Origin of the sequence: Pantoea phytobeneficialis (assembly GCF_009728735.1) — a bacterium.
Classification (GTDB): Bacteria; Pseudomonadota; Gammaproteobacteria; order Enterobacterales; family Enterobacteriaceae; genus Pantoea; species Pantoea phytobeneficialis.
In genome coordinates, this window is sequence record NZ_CP024636.1 from 1534098 (window position 1) to 1552156 (window position 18059).

Genomic DNA, 18059 nt, shown 5'->3' on the forward strand with positions numbered 1-18059 from the left:
AGAACGTTAGAGTGGTTGAACATTTTTCCGCCACTCTATCTTTCCACCAGATTCCACCAGACCTGAAATGAGGGAAACGAGGTATGAAGAGACAGAAACGAGACCGCCTGGAACGAGCACATTCACGAGGCTATCAGGCCGGTATTACGGGACGCTCAAAAGAGATTTGCCCGTATCAAATGATCGACGCACGGTCTCACTGGTTGGGAGGTTGGCGACAAGCCATGGAGGACAGGTCGGCGGTGGCTTAGCACTGCCGGATGTCTATCAATAAGGAACAAACCTCCGCGTAATGCGGAGGTTGTCATTTATACCCGTCATAACCTGAGATACCTCGAGTCATTTCGGGTATAGGGAGATTAGAAAGCGGTGGTGTCTTTGAACAGACCCACTTTCAGGTCAGTTGCCGAGTAAATCAGATTACCGTCGACAAATACCTCGCCATCAGCAACGCCCATCACCAGTTTGCGGTTGATGACACGTTTGAAGTGAATTTTATACGTCACTTTCTTCGCTGTTGGCAGCACCTGACCGGTGAATTTCACTTCGCCCACGCCCAACGCGCGGCCTTTGCCTTCGGCACCCAACCAACCCAGATAGAAGCCAACCAACTGCCACATGGCATCCAGGCCCAGACAACCCGGCATAACGGGGTCGCCGATGAAGTGGCAATCAAAGAACCACAGGTCAGGACGGATATCCAGCTCGGCTTCGACAAAGCCTTTGTCGTATTTGCCGCCGTCTTCGGTCATTTTGACCACGCGGTCCATCATCAACATATTGCCTGATGGAAGCGGCGGTCCGTTTTCGCCAAACAGTTCTCCGCGACCTGAGGCAACCAGGTCTTCTTTGCTATAGGATTCGCGTTTATCTACCATGTTCTCAATAAGCCTTATTTAGTGAAGCCCGAATATTAGCGAACAGTTGTACGCCGGGCAATGCTATCAGCTGTGGTTGAACCAGTTAAGCCAACGTAAGGGCCACGGACGCTGACGCGTCTCCTGCTGATTCAGCTGCGCGATACGTTCCTGGATAGTGCTCAGCAGGGAGTCCCCGCTTTCACTTTGCCACACCACACCGGTTAGCAGTGGTAATGCCTCATCGACGCTCTCAATCGCCCAGATATGGAACTGGCCCTGCTGGACCGCTTCAATCACCGCAGCGTTGAGACTCAGATGGCGGACATTACTGGCGGGCAAAATGACGCCCTGCTGGCCGGTAAGACCACGTTCGTGACAAATACTGAAGAAGCCCTCAATTTTTTCATTGAGGCCACCCACTGGCTGTACATTGCCAAACTGATCGACCGAACCAGTGACAGCGATTTGCTGATTGAGCGGTTGATTAGCCAGCGCACTGATCAGCGCGCAAAGCTCGGCCAGTGATGCGCTGTCACCATCGACTTCAGAATAGGATTGTTCAAACACCAGTGAAGCAGAGAAGGGGAGCTGCTGCTCCAGCTCCAGCTCGGCAATCAGGTAAGCCTGCATAATCATCATGCCTTTCGCATGGATATTGCCGCCCAGTTCCGCTTTGCGTTCGACGTCAGTGAACTCGCCATCACCCGGATGCACTACGCAAGTAATACGCGACGGTTCGCCCCAGGGACGCGGATGGCCAGGAAACTCAATCACAGACAGGCCATTGATCTGTCCAACCACTTCCCCTTCCGTTTCGATCATGATCTGGTTTAGCAGAATTTCATCACGCATGCGATCGGCGAGGAAACTTTCGCGCCACTGACGCGCTTCCAGTGCATCCTTTAGGGCTTCGGCATTGAGCTCGTCGCCGTGCAGCGCGGCTTCCTGCATCTGGCGGCGCAACCAGCGTGGGCAGAGCGGTAAGGTGTCCTGATCGCCAGTGTTACGTACCGCCTCATTGATCAGTACAGGCCAGAAATCTGCTTCAGGATCCGGTAAACCGGCCAGACCGGCCTGGGTGAGTGTCCACTGACACCAGGCGGTCATATCGTCTTCATCGACCAACTGCAAGCTTTCTTCAAACTCACTGTAAAGCGCCATTTCGTGCGCTTCGGCATCCAAAGCCTGAAAATCAGCCAATGCATCACGTTCGCCACACAGGATCAGGCGTAGCTGAAACGGTAACGCTGGAATCGTGACCGGTAATGGCTGACGTTCATCTGATGAATACCATTCAAAACGGCCCTGCTCGATACATTTTTTCAGTCGTAACCACATCAGCGGCTGAGCCAGCAATGTATTGACGCTGAGGATCAGGGTGCCGCCATTGGCGCGATGAATTAAGCCTGGCTCGAGCTGGACCCGATCTTTGTATTGACGGACGCAGCCGAACAGTTGTTCAAATTCGATCCAGTCTGCATAGTGCACGCCACCCTGGCTGGTGAAAGGGCGGTTTTCTGCCGCTGGCAACAGGCTGACATTGTCACCCATCACCAGATAATCACCACCAAACAGGGCGGTTTCATCAGGCTGAAAGCGCTGTGCAGCCGAGGCAATCCAGGCGAGGTAGTCGTTATTTTCCTGACTGCGTAACAGCAGCAGTGGAAAACCCTGTTGTTGATGATGTAAATGCGCCAGGGCATTCAGCAGACGCGGCTGGACCGCGGCTAGACTATCGCTATCTTCCAGTGAAACATTGGAGAAAATGGATTGGTAGCGGGTGCTATCCGGCTGCAGGGCTTGCCACGTAAGTTGAGAGCTGGTCAAAATATTCCATTCGTCGAATTCGGGAAAAGCGCGATTATACAGGAATCAACCAGGTTAAGCACTGCGGAGTTCCGGCCCGAATTGTGATGACCGCAACATGTTTTTCCTTGCTGCATCCAGGAAAAAAGCTGTTATTCTTAGTTTGTTACGTGATCACGATGAGATTCCGATGAAATACCAGCAGCTCGAAAATCTTGAAAGTGGATGGAAGTGGAAATACCTGGTGAAAAAGCATCGGGAAGGTGAGCTGATCACCCGTCATCTGGAGCTGAGTGCTGCTCAGGCCGCGGTAGACCTGCTGTTGGCGATGGAAAATAGCCCTGTCGAAGTCAACGCATGGATTGACCAGCATATTCATCCGGATTTGGAAAATCGTCTTAAGCAGACGATCCGTGCTCGTCGTAAGCGCCACTTTAATGCGGAGCATCAGCATACCAGGAAGAAATCAATCGATTTGGAATATCTGGTGTGGCAACGGCTGGCAGGACTGGCGCAGCGTCGCAGCAGCACGCTTTCTGAAACGATTGTGCAGTTGATTGAAGATGCGGAACGCAAAGAGAAGTATGCCAGCCAGATGTCGACACTGAAGCAGGACTTGCAGGCTATTCTGGGTAAAGGTGATGCAGGTAGCGAGTAATCTATTGGTTGCCATCTGCCAGGTATAAAAAAACCCCGCCGAAGCGGGGTTTTTATTACGCGAAAACTTAAGCCTGCGGCTGAGTTACCACGTCTTTGATACCTTTCACGTCGATTTCAACGCGACGGTCCGGCGCCAGGCAGTCGATCAGGGCGTTGCGGCCTTTCACGCTGTCACAGGTGTTGCCAGTAACCGGGTTAGATTTGCCCATGCCACGTGCAGAGATTTTGTTGGACGGGATACCTTTAGAAACCAGGTAGTCGACAACAGATTGAGCACGTTTCTCAGACAGTTTCTGGTTGTACTGCTCTGAACCGATACGGTCGGTGAAGCCCAGAACCACAACTGAACCGTCTTTCGGGTCCAGTGAGCTCAGCTGGCTGTACAGCTGATCCAGAGCCTGCTGACCTTCCGGCTTCAGGGTTGCTTTGTTGAAGTTGAACAGAACGTCAGACTTCAGGGTGAAACGCTTGGTTTCAACAACCGGAGCTGGGGCCGGAGTCGGAGCAACAACCGGTGCAGCAGCTTCGTCCTGACCGAAACGGTAAGAAACACCGACGCTCAGCATGCTGTTGTCAGGGCGTGCGCCAACGGTGCCTGCGTCGCCGATGTTGTTAACCCACTGGTAGTCCAGACGAGTAGCCCAGTTTTTGGTCAGTGCGTATTCAACACCAACAGCAGCCAGCGGAGAAACGCCGGTGTCATGGTCGCTGATGCGGCCAGTAGTCGGGTTGGTCTGAGTTGAGTCAGCACGCCATACCATGCCGCCCAGACGGGTGTACACGTCCAGATCGTCAGTGATCGGGTAGCTCAGTTTAGCAGCCAGCTGAACGCCTTGTGCTTTGAACGCGCCGTTAGTCACGCTGCCTTTGTTCGGCATACGGCCCAGCCAGTCGTAGCCCAGCTCGAAGCCCAGGTACGGGTTAGCCTGGTAGCCCAGGAATGCACCTGCGCCCAGCTGACTTTCGTGAGTCGGACCGTTGTTGTTCTCATAACCGTTACCGTAGTAACCAGTATCGTGATACTGAGACCAGCCCAGTTTAGCACCGGTATACCAGGTGTCATCTTTAGGAGCGGCCTGCGCTACGGTAGCGAAGCCAGCCAGTGCCACTGCAATTGCGATAGCTGTCTTTTTCATTTTGCGCCTCGTTATCATCCAAATAGGCAATGAGCAAAAATAGTTTGCTCTTGGTTTAATCCTTCGCCGGGTCAAAACGCTCGCTTATGACTCTACCGAAAAAACGGAGGTTATTGAGCACCCTGGCGAGGTAAAGTCTACAACGAGATTGGAAAGTTACAAGTATGATGTGACGCCAGGCGATAAAAAAACAGGGATTTATACACACATTTTAACAATTGACACGGCATAATCTTCGTGATCAGAAATGAAAAAATCGGCTAAGCCATTGTCTAAGCTGGCGGGACAAGAATCAGTGGCTTAGCGTCAACTTCCGCAAAAAACAGCGTGAGAAAAATCCTAATTTTACTTAATGAAACAAATCTGAGGGAATTTTTGACGCAGATGGTTGTCTGCACAAAACCCCATCGTGTCCCTGAGGACGCATCACCAAACCCAAAGCTTCCCCTTCAGCAGCAGCCTGTTTGAGTTCACGACGTTCATCATCATTCAGCTCATAAGGGATCCACGCCAGCACGACGCTATAGTTACCGGTGCGCAGAGCTTTAACCATGCTTTCAACCGTACTGTAGCGTTCAGATTCAGTGATGTGCATGCTCTTTTCCAGCGGCAAACCAGATTGTTGCATCCAATGGCGATTCAGCTTATGTGCAGGTGTTAACCACAGCTGCCAGCGTGATTGTAAGCTCAATTGTTTTAGCACCGGCAGCAGCAGTAATTGCATCATGCCAGGTTGCTCGCTGTAGCGAAGTTCTGTAATGCCACCCAAAGAAGGTTGCGCTACGTCTGAAGTCGCAAAACGGTGAGAACGATCAGCGGTGCCAGAGAATTGAGTACGCATAATTTAATCACTCAGTAATGAACTGTATGAATATACAGTAATGAGTTCCTGGATAAAGATCAACCTCAATTTCTGAAAACGTCTCGCAAAATCGGACAAATTTTCACCTCGAATGCATTTATTCATTGAACAGCTGGAACGTTTTCAATATCTTCTAACCTGATGAATACATGAAGTATTTATTAGGACAGTTCTGGTAAAAGGAATTCAGGAAGGTATCAGGATGAAAAAATCTCACCCAATCGTCGAACAATCGAAAGCACAATTAGCCGCGCTAGGCGAAATTGAATCCCGCACGCAGTTTGGTGGTTATACGCTCTCAGTGGAAAAGGTTGTCTTTGCGTTTATCAATGAAGATGCACTTTATCTACGTGCCTGTGAAGCGGTGACGACCTATGCGACGCAATGCCCGATGGAGCCGCTGATATACAGTAAACGCGGTATACCGGTGACACTGAGTTATTACAAAGTCGACAAACGTCTTTGGCAGGAACCTGAACAGTTAATGCGGCTATCCTCTGGGGCGCTACACGCTGCGCGTGAGGAGTTGCAAACCCGTTATGTCTCACTGCGGCTGAAGGATTTGCCCAATCTCAGCCTGCGTATGGAAATGATGCTACACAAGGTCGGCATCTGCTCGGTCAAACATCTGTGTGAAACAGGTGCTAAGAAAAGTTGGCTGAAACTTCGCACCATCAATAAGCATATCGGCCTGAAGACGCTGCTGGCTCTCGAGGGAGCGATTTCGGGCCATCACGAGGCGGCATTGCCTCGTGAGGTCCGGGAGGAGTTATGCGCGTGGTATCAAAAAACGCTCCGCTAACAGCGGTTCAATCTGCTGCGAGGGTGCGGCGTAGGCGCGCAATTTCAGGTAACAGCGCAATTAATAATCCCAACTGCTGCAAAACTAACGGAGCTTGCGTCTCCGGGCTGGATTTCATTTCCGCCAGTCGATGCAGCAGGGTCTGCTGCATCTGCGTTGCCTCAGCATCGCTGACGCGTTCAATTTGCAAAACATCATCAACAAAGCACACCGCATCATCCAGCAACGTTAATAGTCGGGTGTCATTTAACCTGACCCGATGAGCGCCCAGCGCGGATATGTAGCTGAGAAAGGAGTGATTCAGACAAAGTAACCGAAAGGCGTTTTCACGTAATGATTGCTGATGACGTGCTTCATTGCTCATATTTGACACAACTGAGGCCAGTTCGGCATCGGCATTGTGCGCATCTCGCCGCGCAACACGATAAGCCAGACGATTATCCTTGCCCTGATGATATTGCTCCATAATGGCATCAAGGTAGCGGCAGTTGGCATTGAGCGTACGTTCGGCTACCGCAGGCAACTGGCGGAAGCGCCAGTCTGGCCAAACGAAAGCGACAGCAAGCCAGGCTAAGCCACACCCCAGCAACGTATCCACCACTCGCGGCAGGGCGACTTCAAAGCCCTCGCCCAACAGATTGAAGCAGAGGAGCACCAGCAGGGTAATGAAGAGCGTTGCCTGAGCATATTGTATCTGGCGAAACGCGAAGAACAGCACACCACTGAGCACAATCAATACCAACTGTCCTTCGATGGAAGGCACCAGCCAGAGCACCGGTAAACCGATGGCAATCCCTGCCAGCGTCCCGCCAATACGCAACGCCAGTCGCCGTCGGGTGGCATTATAATTCGGCTGACAGACAAACAGGCTGGTAAGCAAAATCCAATAGCCGCGATGTACACCGGTGATCTGGATAAATCCGTAGCCGATGCACAACACCAACGACATTCTTACGGCATGGCGGAACAGGGCGGAGGTTGGCGTGAGATGCCGGCTAATGCGCAGCCGAATATCCGCCCAACCGCCTGGTCCATCATTGGAAAGATTATCGTCGCTGGATGGGGCAGGTTGCGCCAGTTTCTGTTCCGATTCGATCGATGTCAGTTGGGCATCTATGGCGCGCAAATTACGCAGCAGCCAGAATAACGCACGAATATGGGCGTCGTCCGGGGCATTTTGTTGCAAGCGTTCCAGTGCGGTTTCCAGCCGCTCAAAGGCGCGTTCGACATGGGTGTCATGATGCCAGGGCTGACGCAAAAAAATGGCCTCCGCTAACTGTCGGCATGCCTGTGCCTGCATATTCAGCAGTCGCTGGAAGCGAAAAAGCACCTCGTTATAGCGCCAGTCATCGCGCAGTTGATGATATTGCAGGTGGGAGGAACTGGCCCGCTCATGAATATCCTGCGCCACAAAATAGTAATGCAGGCTGCGGCGAGTGCTGCGTGAACCCCGGTCGCCGCGTAACCGGCTTTGGATAGTGCTTTTCGTCAGATTAAGTTGGGCGACTAACTGGCTATTCACCATTGCGGTGGCAATCAGGTTGGCATCATCCTGCTCACCGCCATCGGGATCGAACAAGTTGGCTTTGGCATCCAGATAACGCGCTAACTGAGAAAAGCTGGCCGCCAACTGCTCCTGAACCGGACGCACCGGAAACATCACATGCCCCACCAGGGTCAGCAGGTTGTACCACAAGGCCCCCACCAGCAGCAGCGTTGGTTGCATCCACCACTGTGGAAACAAACCTACGCCGAGCATGGTATACACCGCAATAAGCAATGCACCAAAGGCGATAGTGGCATAACGCTGCCCGAGGGCACCCAACAGAATAAATCCCCAGGTTGAGAGCGCCAGGCCGAGGACGAATGCCCAGGGGTGGGGAAACAGTAATTCGACGGATACCGATGCGATACAAAAGCAGATCAACGTAATCAATAGATTGCGCAGGCGGCCTGCCAGGCGATCGTCAAGATCGGCCAATGCAGCGGCAACCACGCCGAGAGTGAGGGGGATCGTCCACTCAATTTGCTGTAACCACCACGGAACGGCGGCACAACCGGCAAGGGCGAAAAAAATGCGCAGCAAATAGCGCAAGCTGCTGTTAAACAGATAACGGCGCCAGCCGGGTAAGGCTTCAGGCATCATGGCATAGTCTCAGTAACGGCGACGAGCGTTGGCTTCCCGCGCCGCCTGCGCTTCTTCAACTGAAACAACGCGTCGTCCCACGGGCCACAGGGCAATGGCGGCAATCTTGAAATTAGCAATGCCAACAGGAATCCCGATGATAGTCAGGCACTGCACGATACCCGCAGAGATGTGCATCAGGCACAGCCACCAGCCGAAAAACACCAGCCAGAAGAGGTTAAGAAAAGTGCCTCCGGCGTTCATCACCTGATTTTTACTGTCTGGTCGCAGTACATCGACATGAACCGCTTCGTTGCCAAATGGCAGCAGCGAGAGTTTAGTGATCTCCCAGCAGGAACGCGTCAATGGCAATGTGAAGATGAGAACGATGCTGACCAGCGTAGCCAGTAACCAGCTCAGGGTGGTGAAAACGCCACCCAGCACAAAGTTGAGAATGTTGAGCACGGTGCGCATAACACGATTTTCCTTTTGCAATCCGCAATATGTGTTGCCCAGTTTAGCCTGTTTTAAGGCTGGAGCGCCAAGGGTCTGACAGGTAAACTGCGCGATAATCCTCTTGCTGAACACGGTGCGGACATGGAACTGAAAGCAACATCAATGGGTAAACGTCTGGCTCAGCACCCTTATAATCGCGTACGTCTGCTGGAAGCCGGAGTGGAAGTCAGCGGCGATCGTCACGAATACCTGATCCCTTTCAATCAATTATTGGATATCGCCTGTAAGCGTGGGTTGGTGTGGGGCGAGCTGGAATTTTTGCTGCCAGACGAGAAAGTGGTGCGGTTGCACGGTACGGAATGGCAGGAAACGCAGCGCTTTTTTCATTACCTGCAACAAGCCTGGCAGCAATGGAGCCAGGAGATGAGCGAGGTTTGTGTCGGGGTGCTGACCGGGTTACAGCAGGAGATTTTCGCGTTTACCAGCCAGGACCGTTGGCTAAAGCGAAGCGAACTCCAGACGGTAAAAGAAAACATTGCCCGGCAGTTTTCTGCCTTACCGTTACCGCTATCACGGCTGGACAAGTTCGAGAATTGCCGCGAATTGTGGCAGTTCTGTCAGCAATGGCTGAATCAGGGTGAAACGGCGATTCGCCAGCGCAACCGTGAGTGGACAGCAAAAATCTTGCAGGAGTACCAGACCTTTTTCTCCACGGTTGAAACGACGCCGCTCAATCCTTCGCAGTGTGAGGCGGTGGTGAATGGCGAAGACGCGTTACTGGTGTTAGCCGGGGCGGGAAGTGGAAAAACGTCGGTGCTGGTGGCGCGTGCTGGCTGGTTGTTGCAGCGTAAACTGGCGCAGCCGGAGCAGATTCTGCTGCTGGCATTTGGGCGTCAGGCGGCAGACGAGATGAACGATCGCATCCAGTCGCGGCTGGGTGAAAGCGCGATTCAGGCGCGCACTTTTCACGCGCTGGCGCTGCACATTATTCGTGAAGGCAGCAATAAACAGCCTGTCATCAGCAAACTGGAAAGCGACAGCAAAGCCCGTCGTCAGTTGTTAATTGAGAGCTGGCGTGGACAATGCAGCAGCAAAAAGGCGCAGGCCAGTGGTTGGCGTCAGTGGTTGCAGGAAGAACTGAAGTGGGACGTTGCCGAAGGGCCATTTTGGCAGGATGATAAACTGGCACAGCGTTTGGCGTCCCGTCTGGAGCGCTGGCTGGGGTTGATGCGTATGCATGGCGGTGCACAGGCCGCCATGATCGCCGATGTACCTGAGGAGCAACGCGATCAATTTAGCAAACGCGTTAAGTTGATGGCACCGATCCTGAAAGCCTGGAAAAGTGCGTTAAAAGACGAGGGCGCGGTCGATTTTTCCGGCCTGATTCATCAGGCAATCGCTATTCTGGATAAGGGACGCTTTATCAGTCCGTGGAAGCATATTCTGGTGGATGAGTTTCAGGATATCTCACCGCAGCGTGCCGCCTTGCTGACGGCACTGCGCCAACAAAATAAGCGAACCTCACTGTTTGCTGTCGGTGACGATTGGCAAGCCATCTATCGTTTTAGCGGTGCAGAGATGAGTCTGACTACCGCCTTCCATCACTATTTCGGCGAAGGTGATCGCTGTGTGTTGGATACCACCTACCGATTCAATGATCGCATCGGTGAGATCGCCAACCGATTCGTGCAACAAAATCCACATCAGCTGCGCAAGCCACTGAATAGCCTGACTAAAGGCAATAAAAAATCGGTGATATTGCTGGCGCAGGAACAACTTGAAGCCTTACTCGATAAGTTGAGTGGTTATGTGAAACCCGATGAGCGGGTGCTGCTGCTGGCACGCTACCATCACCTGCGGCCTGAGGTGCTGGATAAAGCCAAAACCCGTTGGCCGAAGCTGCATCTGGATTTCATGACCATCCATGCCAGCAAGGGGCAGCAGGCGGATTTTGTTATTGTGCTGGGCCTGCATGAAGGCCGTGATGGTTTCCCGGCTGCCGCTCGCGAGTCGATCATGGAACAGGGATTGTTACCGCAACCAGAAGCGTTCCCGGACGCGGAAGAACGCCGCCTGGCGTATGTAGCGCTGACGCGGGCACGTCAGCAAGTTTGGTTATTGTTCGATAAGGAACGGCCTTCCGTGTTTGTCGATCATTTCCGCGATTTAGGCGTACCGCAGAGCAGGAAGGCCTGAGGCATTACGACTTCAGGCGTTCAGCCAGGTAACGCGGATAATCAGGGATCTGAATCTCGACTTCGCTGGCAAACAGCGGTGACTGGATCAGGAAATCTGCGGTGGAGCGGTTGGTGGCAACCGGAATGTTCCATACCGTTGCCAGACGCAGCAGCGCTTTGACATCCGGGTCGTGCGGCACGGCATTGAGCGGATCCCAGAAGAAGAACAGCACATCAATTTTCCCTTCGGAAATCAATGCGCCTACCTGCTGGTCGCCGCCCATTGGGCCGCTCAGCATTGCGTTCACCTCAAGGCCGGTGTGGCGATTGATCAGATTACCGGTGGTGCCGGTGGCATATAATACATGCGACTGTAGTGCGCTTTGGTTCTTCTGGACCCAGTCCAACAGCGAGGCTTTGCAATGATCGTGGGCGACGAGGGCAATGTGTTTCTGAATATTGAGGGTACGAACGGTCTGCTCCATAGGGCTTCCTGACTCTTCTCGGGCTAGGTTAAGTGATGCTCGAGTTTACCCCTGGCGTTTCGTTCCTATCAACTTGCGCGTAAGGTTTTCATCCAACTAAGAAAACGCAGACGGGTGGCCGCATCGAAACGTTCAAACCATCGTTGTAGTGAGGGCAGGTTGCTGGCTTCCTGCCAGGCGAAATCGGCGTTCAACTGGACATCTGGCGTACTGCTGGTTTGCACGGCAAAACGGGGGACGGATGCGACCTGACCATTGCGATTATAATTCAACATGGCCTGCTCAAGATCGCCTCCCGACGGCATGGGCAGGTGGTCACGGATGCTGGCAATCTCTTTGCCCTGTTCATCAATTAGCTGAAAATTGAGAGATTTATCGAATGCATGGCGTTCGCGACGGCTGTCCAGGGCAGGCAGGCGGATAGCCACGGTTTTGCCACTGGCGGTAAAGGTCACAATCATCGGGACAGATTGATAATGTGGGCCATTGTTTGAGGCAGAGGCCGGTGCTTTATCAACCCGAAACAGGAATTGATGTTGACCGCGATCCAGCTCCAGACCATCGGCCCCTTTCAGCAGAGAACCCGAAATTTTGCGCCCATCCAGCACCAGAAGATCGATCTCCGGATCAAGTTTCAAGGTTATGGCATGGCAGGATGCTGAGACGAGCAAGATAAACAGACTCGTCGCAGCCAAAAACAGCTTCATTTCAACTCCCGTAAGCTGGGCGCAAATCAGTGATGTGTAGCAAATTATTACATTATGGCAGTAAATTTACATTTTAACATATTTATTCGTGCTGCCGCGCAAAGTTTTCTGACACGGGGGTTGCGCGGTGTAACCTGATGCCATCTACACTCAGGCGAGTGAAAAAGGAGAGAGGCATGAACGATCAAACCATTCGTGATGTTTTGACGCGCACCAAACGTATTGCGCTGGTTGGCGCCAGCGATCGTCCCGATCGTCCCAGCTATGGCGTGATGAAGTTTTTGCTCGATCAGGGTTATGAGGTGGTGCCGGTGAGTCCGAAGCTGGCCGGGCAACAACTGTTGGGACAAACTGCCTATGCGACTCTCGCTGACATCCCGGGTCCGGTGGATATGGTGGATGTGTTTCGTAATGCCGAAGCGGCATGGGGGGTCGCGCAGGAAGCCATCGCCATCGGCGCGAAGACGTTGTGGCTACAACTGGGCGTGATCAATGAACAGGCGGCGGTACTGGCGCAGGATGCTGGGTTGACGGTGGTCATGGATCGATGCCCGAAGATTGAGATACCACGGCTCGGGCTATCGCAGCCGGTGCACTAAAACAAACGGCGACCGAGGGTCGCCGTTTTTGATCAATGACGCAGGCGTGGTGCCTGAAGCTGTTGTCGGATTGACGCGGCCAGCTCATCCATCGAGGGTTGTTCTGGATGTTCGAAAGATGTTTCACCGGACAGCTGAATTTCGGCAACGTAAGTGTGGACCTGTTCACCGTCCTCATCTTCCATCACCACATGATACCAGGGTGCAGCGCGTAACTTCTCGGCAGCCCCGACTTCTTCGAGCTTAGGTTCTTCCAGCGAATACTCCGGATCAACATCCACAATTACGCCAAGCACCCCGGAGAGACGATGCCGGACCTGCTGTCCAATTCCAAACTTACTGGCAATCATAGTGACCTCCCAAAATACTGCCCTGCGTCAGATATGGAGGCAGGGGCAGAATTTTCAAGTCACAGTACGCGGCAAGCGAAACCTTTCAGATAAAGCCCTTCAGGATAGCTGGCAATCACGGGATGATCGGCTGCCTGACGGAACTGTTCTACAAATTGTACATCACGCCCCGCATCGACGGCGGCATCGGCAATAATCTTCTGGAACAGATCGGTTGCCATCAGGCCGGAGCAGGAGAACGTCATCAGAATCCCGTTGGGATTCAACAGCTGCATCGCCAGCATATTGATATCTTTATAACCACGGCAGGCACCCGCCAGCTGATTCTTGTTCTCAACAAATTTCGGTGGATCCATCACGATAACATCAAACTTTTCACCGCTGTCACGGTAGCGACGCAGCAATTTGAACACGTCATCACGTAAGAATTGTGCACGGGATACATCCAGACCGTTAAGTTCCACATTCTGTTTGGCAACATCCAGCGCGTCCTGAGAGGTATCTACGCTGATTACCTCACGGCAACCGCCCATCAGTGCCGAGACGGCAAAGCCGCCGGTATAAGAGAAACAGTTCAGCACGCGGGCATTTTCGGCATAGCGGCGCGTAGCAAAGCGGCTGTCACGTTGGTCAAGGTAATAACCGGTTTTGTGGCCGCCCTGGATATCCACCAACAACTTCATGCCGTGTTCAGTAATCGGCAGCAGTGGCGGTGGCAACTCGCCAGTGACCGGACCCTGCGTCAGCTCCAGACCTTCTTTTTTACGTACCGCCACATCGGAACGATCGTAAATCGCACATTGCGGGAAACATTGTTGCAGGGCGGAGATGATCGCCGGGCGCTGATATTCAGCACCGGCAGACAGCAATTGAAGCACCAGGAAATTGCCGAAACGGTCAATGGTGACGCCAGGCATACCATCAGACTCACCTGCAATCAGGCGGTAGCTATCCAGCCCGTCACGTTGCGCCAGCCAGGCACGCCATTGCTGCGCTTGGGTGAGACGGCGAACAAAGAAGGCAATGTCGATTGACTCATCCTGTTGCCAGCTCCAGACGCGCGCCCGAATTTGTGATTGCGGAGAATAAGCGGCACGAGCCAGCCATTTGCCATTGCTGTCGCAGACATCAATGGTTTCCCCTGATTGGGCTTTGCCTTCCATACGGGCAACAGCACCAGAAAAAACCCAGGGATGACGGCGGAGCAGGGATTTTTCACGTCCCTTAGTGAGAATCAATCGAACAGTCATAGTTTGCTATGCTTACCTGAAAAAATGAGGCGTCATTTTCCGGTGGATGGCGGCAAAATGCAATGAACAGTGAGGGGAGAGGAAAATGGCCACAACCTGCTTCAAAATCTGGGTTCATGGTCTGGTACAGGGGGTTGGTTTTCGTTATAGCACCCAGGCACAGGCCAGAGAGTTGGATGTAAAAGGTTATGCACGTAACCTGAACGATGGCAGCGTAGAGGTGTTGGCATGGGGGGAAGAACCCCAGGTGAACGCATTGATTACGTGGTTAAAGGCCGGTGGCCCGCGCAGCGCGCGCGTGGAAAAAGTGCTGGTGGAACCGCATCAACCGACAGAAGCCCCCAGCCGCTTTACCACCGGGTGATTACAAACACTTCGCAGGTTTTGGTAATCCGGCAATTTTCGTTGCCTGTTTAGCCGGGCCTTCCGGGAACAAACGAAACAGATAACGGCTGTTGCCTTTCTCCTCGCCATATTTCTGCGCCATCGCTTTGACCAGCATACGGATCGCTGGCGAGGTATTAAACTCCAGATAAAACGCCCGGACAAAATGGACCACTTCCCAGTGCGCCTCACTTAGGGTGATGGCTTCGGTAGCGGCAATGGCTTCCGCCAGGGGTTCGCTCCAGTCGGCGCTGTTTTTCAGATAGCCTTCCGCATCGGTGGCAATCTCTTTACCGGCAAAAATCACGGTGACTCCTCAGATTCAGTTTGCGCATATTGTAGGGCGGCGTAGCCAGAAAAAGCAAAACCCCGCCGAAGCGGGGTTTTCATTTACGTCCGGCCTGAGATTAGTCGCGGCTGGCAAAGCCCAGCAAACTGAGCAGGCTGACAAAGATGTTATACAGCGAGACATACAGGCTGACGGTGGCACGGATGTAGTTCGTTTCGCCGCCGTGGATGATGTTACTGGTCTCCCACAAGATGGCTCCGGCAGAGAACAGAATAAACAATGCGCTGATGGCCAGGTGCAGAGCCGGTAATTGCAGGAAAATATTAGCCACAACCGCGACCAGCAGCACCACAAAGCCAGCCATCATCATGCCGCCGAGGAATGACATATCGCGACGGGTAGTCAACACATAAGCTGAGCAGCAGAAGAACACCAGCGCAGTTCCTCCCAGCGCCATACCAATCACGTCGCCCATTCCTGCCGACAGGAACGAGTTAAGGATTGGGCCAAGGCAGTAGCCGAGGAAGCCGGTAAAGGCAAAAGCGGCCAGAATACCGGTTGGGCTGTTCGCCAGGCGATAGGTCAGAAACATCAACCCATAAAAGCCGACCAGCATCAGAATCAGCCCCGGAGAGGGCAGGGCAAAGACGGTGCTCAGCGTGGCGGTCAGCGCGGAAAACGCCAGCGTCAGACCAAGTAAGAAGTAAGTATTACGCAGCACTTTATGTGTGCTGATTAGCGACTGCCGCTGCGACGAGGCAATAATTCTATCCATCATGCGCTCCTTTAATTGAAAGAACACTAAATATGCCAAGAAGAATACGCAGCGCTACCGGGGCAGAAAAGGCGTTTTACCCTTCTTTACGCGATAAATTGCTGTTTCCCTGAGCGGAATGGCGATTATGACGCCGATTAAATAGTTTTTGGCTGTTTTTCAGGCGAATGAATCACTCCAGGCTTTACATCTTTCAGGGGGATGTTTATAGTGCGCGTCATTGCGGAGGGGTGGCCGAGCGGCTTAAGGCAGCGGTCTTGAAAACCGCCGATGGGAAACCATCCGAGAGTTCGAATCTCTCCTCCTCCGCCACTTAACTCACTCAGAGTTAAGTAACTGCTTTATCCGGAGGGATGGCCGAGTGGCTTAAGGCAGCGGTCTTGAAAACCGCCGATGGGAAACCATCCGAGAGTTCGAATCTCTCTTCCTCCGCCAAATTAAAGAAGCCCGCAGCGATGCGGGCTTTTTGCTTTTCTGCTTCAGAGATTCCGAAAAACATCCCGTTGCTTTTCAATCTGCTGCCTCAGTCCACCGGCAGCCCCCATGTCTGCTATAGTCCATTCACGGTTTTTGCAAACATCTGGCGATTTTCCCAGGCAAGCTGGGTTACACTGTGGGGCATTTCGCTCTGTGGCCGAGCTAATCGTTTGAATGCCAGAGTGTTTCACTGATGAATTATGGAATAGGCACAATGATCAAGAAACTGAGTCTTTGCGCGTTGTCAGTCATCGCTGCGTTACCGATGTGCATGGCAGCGCAGGCTGCAGAAGGGGACATGCAGCTCCAGCAGGTACTGATGCTGAGCCGTCACAATCTGCGCGCCCCGCTGGCGAACAATGGCAGCGTTCTGGAGCAATCAACCAAGAAAAGCTGGCCACAATGGGATGTACCTGGTGGGCAGCTCACCACTAAAGGTGGTGTGCTGGAAGTCTACATGGGTAATTACACCCGCCAGTGGCTGGCACAGCAGGGTCTGGTTGAAAACGGCACCTGCCCGGACAGCAACAATGTCTTTGTCTACGCTAACAGCCTGCAACGTACCGTGGCGACCGCCCAATTCTTTGTTAATGGTGCCTTCCCTGGATGTGATATCGCGGTGACGCATCAGGACGCGATGGGGACCATGGACCCGGTGTTTAACCCGGTCGTGACCGATGGTAGCGACGATTTCAACAAGAAAGCGCTGGCGGCGATGACCGCAGCCAACGAGAAACTGGCGTTGAAACCGGCATACCAGCAGTTGGAAAAAATAGTCGATTACAAATCGGCGCCGGCCTGCAACGGCAAGAAACAGTGTGATTTGAGCAGCGGGCAGAACACCTTTAGCGCCGATAACGGTAAAGAACCGAACGTCAGTGGTCCGCTGAAAGTGGGCAACTCGTTGGTTGATGCCTTCACGCTGCAATACTATGAAGGCTTCCCGCTGGACCAGGTGGCCTGGGGCCAAATCAAAACCCCTGAACAGTGGAAAGCGCTGGCAGCCATTAAAAACGGTTACCAGGATGCGTTATTCGCCTCACCTGAAGTGGCGCGTGAAGTGGCAGCTCCACTGGTGGATTACATCCGTAGCCAGTTGATCGATCAGGACAAAGCCAACGCGCCAAAAGTAACGCTGATGGTGGGGCATGATTCGAATATCGCTTCGCTACTCAGTGCGCTACAGGTTAAACCCTATGAACTGCCGGGCAATGATGAGAAAACACCGATTGGTGGCCAGGTGGTGTTTGAGCGCTGGCACGATGCGAAAAACAACAAAGATTTGCTGAAGGTCGAATACGTTTATCAGACCAGCGATCAGTTGCGCAATGCCGACGTACTGAGCCTGAAGAATCCGCCGAAACGTGTCACGCTGCAACTGGCGGGTTGTGATGCTGATGCCAACGGTTATTGCAGCTGGGATCAGTTCGCCGGTGTGCTGAACAATGCTTTGCAGGGTACGCCGTTGCAGCCAGCCGCACCTGAGCCTGCTGCTCAGCCAGCGCAACCGGAACCGGCTACGACTAACGATGATGCGCAGGTACAAGCGGATCAGGCGGCGGCTGATCAGGCAGCAGCGGATAAAGCGGCAGCAGATAAAGCCGCTGCGCAGAAAGCGGCTGATGAGAAAGCAGCAGAAGACAAAGTTAAAGCTGACAAAGCGGCTGAAGCAAAGGCGAAAGCCGAGAAAGCCACTGCGCAGAAAGCGGCGGAAGAGAAAGCGAAAGCCGATGCAGCGGCGGCAGAAAAGGCGAAAGCTGATGTCCCGGCCAAAACGGACAAGAGCAACGCAGCTACAGCACCGGCCAGTAACTAACAATGCGATAAAACCAACACCCCGCTCCCGCAGCGGGGTTTTT

The 18059-nt window shown here is 53.1% G+C and carries 18 protein-coding genes, 2 tRNA genes and 1 pseudogene; 9 read left to right on the top strand and 12 right to left on the bottom strand.

The features are described from left to right. Positions 1–83 precede the first annotated feature (83 nt). Positions 84–251: a ribosome modulation factor gene (gene rmf, locus CTZ24_RS06990; protein ID WP_013508548.1), complete on the top strand. Its 168-nt coding sequence runs from the start codon at positions 84–86 to the stop codon at positions 249–251. Between the two features lie 108 nt (positions 252–359). Here rmf and fabA read toward each other — a convergent pair whose 3' ends face one another. Together fabA and CTZ24_RS07000 are read right to left on the bottom strand one after the other, a co-directional pair. After that, on the bottom strand, positions 360–878 hold the full coding sequence (fabA, locus tag CTZ24_RS06995; RefSeq protein WP_021182640.1) for a bifunctional 3-hydroxydecanoyl-ACP dehydratase/trans-2-decenoyl-ACP isomerase: 519 nt from the start codon (positions 876–878) through the stop codon (positions 360–362). Positions 879–944: 66 nt separating this feature from the next. After that, positions 945–2803: pseudogene (locus CTZ24_RS07000) on the bottom strand (AAA family ATPase). 53 nt (positions 2804–2856) lie between these two features. Between CTZ24_RS07000 and matP the strand changes: the two are divergent. Further along, a complete protein-coding gene (matP, locus tag CTZ24_RS07005; protein WP_208725147.1) occupies positions 2857–3324 on the top strand; it encodes a macrodomain Ter protein MatP in 468 nt (155 codons plus the stop codon). A 67-nt stretch (positions 3325–3391) separates the two neighbouring features. Here the strand turns inward: matP and ompA are convergent, their stop codons facing one another. Both ompA and sulA read right to left on the bottom strand, forming a co-directional pair. Beyond that, complete coding sequence (gene ompA / locus CTZ24_RS07010) at positions 3392–4462, bottom strand: porin OmpA (RefSeq protein WP_208725148.1); 1071 nt, start codon at positions 4460–4462, stop codon at positions 3392–3394. A gap of 349 nt (positions 4463–4811) precedes the next feature. Then, positions 4812–5303: an SOS-induced cell division inhibitor SulA gene (gene sulA / locus CTZ24_RS07015; protein ID WP_208725149.1), complete on the bottom strand. Its 492-nt coding sequence runs from the start codon at positions 5301–5303 to the stop codon at positions 4812–4814. Positions 5304–5526: 223 nt separating this feature from the next. On the opposite strand from sulA, the gene CTZ24_RS07020 reads away from it, so the two are divergent. Then, positions 5527–6126: a TfoX/Sxy family DNA transformation protein gene (locus CTZ24_RS07020; protein WP_021182645.1), complete on the top strand. Its 600-nt coding sequence runs from the start codon at positions 5527–5529 to the stop codon at positions 6124–6126. 7 nt (positions 6127–6133) lie between these two features. Here the strand turns inward: CTZ24_RS07020 and yccS are convergent, their stop codons facing one another. Together yccS and CTZ24_RS07030 are read right to left on the bottom strand one after the other, a co-directional pair. Beyond that, a complete protein-coding gene (gene yccS, locus CTZ24_RS07025; protein WP_208725150.1) occupies positions 6134–8272 on the bottom strand; it encodes a YccS family putative transporter in 2139 nt (712 codons plus the stop codon). 9 nt (positions 8273–8281) lie between these two features. After that, on the bottom strand, positions 8282–8725 hold the full coding sequence (locus tag CTZ24_RS07030) for a YccF domain-containing protein (RefSeq protein WP_021182647.1): 444 nt from the start codon (positions 8723–8725) through the stop codon (positions 8282–8284). Between the two features lie 123 nt (positions 8726–8848). Between CTZ24_RS07030 and helD the strand changes: the two genes are divergently transcribed. Next, a complete protein-coding gene (helD, locus tag CTZ24_RS07035) occupies positions 8849–10903 on the top strand; it encodes a DNA helicase IV (RefSeq protein ID WP_208725151.1) in 2055 nt (684 codons plus the stop codon). A 4-nt stretch (positions 10904–10907) separates the two neighbouring features. Here helD and mgsA read toward each other — a convergent pair whose 3' ends face one another. Continuing rightward, complete coding sequence (gene mgsA / locus CTZ24_RS07040; RefSeq protein ID WP_021182649.1) at positions 10908–11369, bottom strand: methylglyoxal synthase; 462 nt, start codon at positions 11367–11369, stop codon at positions 10908–10910. Between the two features lie 68 nt (positions 11370–11437). Then, a complete protein-coding gene (locus tag CTZ24_RS07045) occupies positions 11438–12076 on the bottom strand; it encodes a YccT family protein (RefSeq protein WP_208725152.1) in 639 nt (212 codons plus the stop codon). Positions 12077–12252: 176 nt separating this feature from the next. Here CTZ24_RS07045 and CTZ24_RS07050 point away from each other — a divergent pair, with 176 nt between their 5' ends. After that, positions 12253–12675, top strand: coding sequence for a CoA-binding protein (locus CTZ24_RS07050; RefSeq protein WP_208725153.1), 423 nt, complete (start codon positions 12253–12255; stop codon positions 12673–12675). Between the two features lie 32 nt (positions 12676–12707). On the opposite strand, the gene hspQ is transcribed toward CTZ24_RS07050, so the two are convergent. Both hspQ and rlmI read right to left on the bottom strand, forming a co-directional pair. Further along, on the bottom strand, positions 12708–13025 hold the full coding sequence (gene hspQ, locus CTZ24_RS07055) for a heat shock protein HspQ (RefSeq protein WP_021182652.1): 318 nt from the start codon (positions 13023–13025) through the stop codon (positions 12708–12710). 59 nt (positions 13026–13084) lie between these two features. Further along, entirely contained in the window at positions 13085–14275 is a 1191-nt protein-coding gene (rlmI, locus tag CTZ24_RS07060) for a 23S rRNA (cytosine(1962)-C(5))-methyltransferase RlmI (protein ID WP_021182653.1), read from the bottom strand. Between the two features lie 85 nt (positions 14276–14360). On the opposite strand from rlmI, the gene yccX reads away from it, so the two are divergent. Beyond that, positions 14361–14639 carry an acylphosphatase gene (yccX, locus tag CTZ24_RS07065; RefSeq protein WP_208725154.1) on the top strand — a complete coding sequence of 93 codons (279 nt, stop codon included), beginning with the start codon at positions 14361–14363 and terminating at the stop codon, positions 14637–14639. On the opposite strand, the gene tusE is transcribed toward yccX, so the two are convergent. Further along, complete coding sequence (gene tusE, locus CTZ24_RS07070) at positions 14640–14966, bottom strand: sulfurtransferase TusE (RefSeq protein WP_021182655.1); 327 nt, start codon at positions 14964–14966, stop codon at positions 14640–14642. Between the two features lie 100 nt (positions 14967–15066). After that, on the bottom strand, positions 15067–15723 hold the full coding sequence (gene yccA / locus CTZ24_RS07075) for an FtsH protease modulator YccA (RefSeq protein ID WP_021182656.1): 657 nt from the start codon (positions 15721–15723) through the stop codon (positions 15067–15069). Between the two features lie 224 nt (positions 15724–15947). Here yccA and CTZ24_RS07080 point away from each other — a divergent pair. From CTZ24_RS07080 to agp, 3 genes are all read left to right on the top strand, one after another. Then, positions 15948–16035, top strand: a tRNA-Ser gene (locus CTZ24_RS07080). A gap of 35 nt (positions 16036–16070) precedes the next feature. Next, positions 16071–16158: transfer RNA gene (locus tag CTZ24_RS07085), tRNA-Ser, on the top strand. A gap of 256 nt (positions 16159–16414) precedes the next feature. Then, positions 16415–18016, top strand: a complete 1602-nt coding sequence (gene agp / locus CTZ24_RS07090) for a bifunctional glucose-1-phosphatase/inositol phosphatase (protein WP_208725155.1) — start codon at positions 16415–16417, stop codon at positions 18014–18016. The last annotated feature ends 43 nt before the right edge of the window (positions 18017–18059 follow it).